Raw genomic sequence first — 2,559 nt, 5'->3', positions numbered from 1 at the left:
TAGGGGATAGGGTGCTTTAGTTGAAAAAGAGCTACTAAAAAATCGTCAAACTTTTTTATAAAAACTTAATACTAAATTACCAAAAAGAAAGCATGTTGATCAACTTTTATTCAATATGCTTTCATTTCATTTACTATAAAACATGATCTTTAGAATTACCTTTAATCAAACTTTATTCCAACCAACACTTATACTGAGGTGTTTTTATTTTTGAATAGATGGAGGATAATCATATGAAAATTCAAAAGTTCGAATTAAAAGAAGTGGAAATTGTCACTGTTGACGGTGAATTTGAAAAGCGATTTGTTAACGAGAAAGTACACCCAGCCTTTTTAACGAACGCTGCCGTGAAAAAAGGTTATGATACAGGCTTACTAGAATCGAGTTTGTTTGAAGATTTACTGAAAATAAAGGTCTCTGAAATAATCCCAAACCAATAAGGTTAAAAACAGAGATACGAAGTAGATGATATAGATATATTTCCTGACAAATTCCGTATTTTCACCTCATTATGTATTTTATGTAAATTGTAACACAAAAAAGCCGCAGCGTGGTCAGACGTTACTGCACAATATGAGGATTAAACGAAAAAAGAGCGAATAAAACATCGCTCTATAAATCTATTATGTATTAAAGAAATTACTTGTTTCTTTCAAGTTCTTCGATACGTTTTTCTAGCTTTTTAATCTTACCATCAGCTGATGATGCAAATGCAAACGCAGCTGCCGAAAATGTAAAAGCTACTAAAGCAAAAGTATTCATTGGAAACCTCCTGATATTTATAAAGGAAAACTGTTCAAATTTATTTACGGATGAAAATGGAAAAGGTTTCGAATAGGTTTGTATGCCTTTGAAAATGAAAAAGCCGCAGCGTCTCCACACGCTACAGCCCAGAATTGGTTCATGCCCTTTGATGGTACGTACAACATCATCATACCACAACTTAGGAGGGCAAACCTAATGGGCAAACAAGGGCAAACAGAATTAAATCGTTATCAGTTGGACAAGGCAATCAAGAAGTATCATGACAACATGTGTAAGTACATGAGAATGAAGGATGAATTAGATTCATTGACTGTTGGTGCATCTACAGCTGCATACGGAATTGAAGCAACTATGCCAAAAGCTGTTGGAGGTAACAGTGATCCAGTGCATGCACATGTTCAAATTAGAGCTTCACGTGAGGTACGAATCAACAAAATCAAAAATGAATTGATTGTGGTGCAAAATCTAATCGACAAGGTTTATGGTGACATTGAGCAAGAGGTGCTTTACTGGTTGTTAGAAGGCCTGCCTTTCCGATGGATTGGAGCAAAGCTTAATATGAGCCATACAAGCGTACAACGCATACGCGAGCGTATTTTAGACATGATGTTATTTCATATGAATCCAAAATAATTCTTATAAAATAAATACTTTAAAAATTCCTAATTATTAATTATATTTAAGTTAGTAACTGAATTTGTAATGATACTATCTTTAATATTTTTAAAGATAAGAATATTGGAGAGGATTGAGAGATGATATTTAAAGAAATTGATTATAAAAATATGAATCATCGCAAAGTGAACGGCCTATTTTATGTAAAAAAAATAAATGAAGGAGATAAAAAGTATAATCAAGATAAATCTTCCATTTCTATAGTGATGACACCAGACAACAAAATCTTAAAACCGGCTTTTGATTATATTTGTGCATTAAATGAAAAAAGTAAAGGGAGAAAATATATTGAAAGTTGTTCAGTTTCAATTAGTCATTTTTATAACTTTTTATTATTACATGATCTAACGGGTGAAGAACCACTCACAAGCAATTTGTTAGATTTATACATTAAGTATTTGTCATACATTCCCAAGGGTCTTTATAAAATGCCAGGATTCAATTCAATTCATCCATCAGATATAGAATACATACCAATTCATCCTTACATTGATGGAATTACAAATAAAAATACAATAAGTAGTATTTATAATGAGTGGTATAAAAAGCTAGGTAATACAAATGCTATACATATGATACTTCCTAGTTTAATTCGGGCCGAAATAGATGAAGAAGGTTGGAGATATTCTTTCGAATACATTGCTAAAACTATAAGAAAAACGCTAGATTATTTAGAATGGCTTAGTGAGGATTGTTTTTGGAGTAGACGATTTAAACCATTATCAAGAGAAGTTGTTTCTAAAACATTTATTAAAATTGAGAAGGATTTAATAGAGGTTTGGGATATTGCTGGCAGAATAACGAACAAAACGGATTTGAAACGAAAAGATAACTCTATTGTTAAAAAAAGAGTTTTTACGGAATATGAAATTGAAAAAATTTTTTCAAATGAAATCATCGGATTGTCAACACAGAAAAATATTTTTTTTACAATTCTACTTCATTCTGGTGCGCGAGTTTCTGAAATTTTAAATTTACTTTTATTTGAAGAAATTGTTGAAATAAAAGGAAAAGGTAGTCACAAATATTACGAAGTAAAGTGGGAAGAGTTGTTGACAAGAAATCCCCATATGAATGTCGTTACTGATAATCAAATGGATATTTTAATTGATACAGAAC

4 protein-coding genes are annotated in these 2,559 nt (G+C 31.3%); 3 read left to right on the top strand and 1 reads right to left on the bottom strand.

Annotation, left to right across the window (positions count from 1 at the left end; translation table 11 throughout):
- Positions 1–233: 233 nt before the first annotated feature.
- Positions 234–440: a hypothetical protein gene (locus tag ACOMCU_RS27865; protein WP_010859544.1), complete on the top strand. Its 207-nt coding sequence runs from the start codon at positions 234–236 to the stop codon at positions 438–440.
- A gap of 199 nt (positions 441–639) precedes the next feature.
- On the opposite strand, the gene ACOMCU_RS27860 is transcribed toward ACOMCU_RS27865, so the two are convergent.
- Positions 640–762, bottom strand: a complete 123-nt coding sequence (locus ACOMCU_RS27860) for a hypothetical protein (RefSeq protein WP_421052277.1) — start codon at positions 760–762, stop codon at positions 640–642.
- Positions 763–960: 198 nt separating this feature from the next.
- Here ACOMCU_RS27860 and ACOMCU_RS27855 point away from each other — a divergent pair, with 198 nt between their 5' ends.
- Both ACOMCU_RS27855 and ACOMCU_RS27850 read left to right on the top strand, forming a co-directional pair.
- Positions 961–1,398: a hypothetical protein gene (locus ACOMCU_RS27855; protein WP_421052276.1), complete on the top strand. Its 438-nt coding sequence runs from the start codon at positions 961–963 to the stop codon at positions 1,396–1,398.
- Positions 1,399–1,520: 122 nt separating this feature from the next.
- Positions 1,521–2,559, top strand: a 1,039-nt coding sequence (locus ACOMCU_RS27850; RefSeq protein ID WP_421052275.1) for a hypothetical protein, incomplete at its 3' end; no start/stop codon positions are given.

The sequence above is a fragment of the Lysinibacillus sp. UGB7 genome (genome assembly GCF_049058285.1).
GTDB lineage: Bacteria > Bacillota > Bacilli > Bacillales_A > Planococcaceae > Lysinibacillus > Lysinibacillus sphaericus_B.
The sequence above is the reverse complement of the archived record's forward strand: the minus strand, read 5'-3'. Positions and strand labels throughout refer to the sequence as shown.

Coding starts and splice junctions, on each gene's coding strand:
- ACOMCU_RS27865 (WP_010859544.1), top strand. CDS start 234: ATGAAAATTCAAAAGTTCGAATTAAAAGAAGTGGAAATTGTCACTGTT.
- ACOMCU_RS27855 (WP_421052276.1), top strand. CDS start 961: ATGGGCAAACAAGGGCAAACAGAATTAAATCGTTATCAGTTGGACAAG.
- ACOMCU_RS27860 (WP_421052277.1), bottom strand. CDS start 762: ATGAATACTTTTGCTTTAGTAGCTTTTACATTTTCGGCAGCTGCGTTT.